The sequence below is a fragment of the Vibrio sp. OPT46 genome (assembly GCF_015163535.1).
Lineage (GTDB): Bacteria > Pseudomonadota > Gammaproteobacteria > Enterobacterales > Vibrionaceae > Vibrio > Vibrio alginolyticus.
On sequence record NZ_JADDYG010000001.1, the window covers coordinates 1 to 230 of the forward strand.

General features: G+C 43.5%; 1 protein-coding gene. It reads right to left on the bottom strand.

Features of this window, described 5'->3' with window-relative positions; translation table 11 throughout:
• A partial coding sequence (locus IQR33_RS31980; RefSeq protein WP_228013688.1) for a hypothetical protein occupies positions 1-221 on the bottom strand: 221 nt, incomplete at its 3' end.
• Between the last annotated feature and the right edge of the window lie 9 nt (positions 222-230).

The window sequence follows — 230 nt, forward strand, 5'->3', positions numbered from 1 at the left end:
TCATCTGGGACGGTTGGGAGCTCAACGATTGTTTCGTCAGAGATGTTTCTGGAGCCTAAAGTATCATCCAAGCCAACTGCACTTGTTTGGTTCATGTGAGAAGGAACCTTAATAACTTTATTGTAGCTCCCCGCATTGTGTGGTGCTTTGATTGAAGCAATTACAGAGGGGGCGGAAACCGCTAAAGCAATCCCCACTGTAATGAGATTAATGTTATTCATTGCAATCTA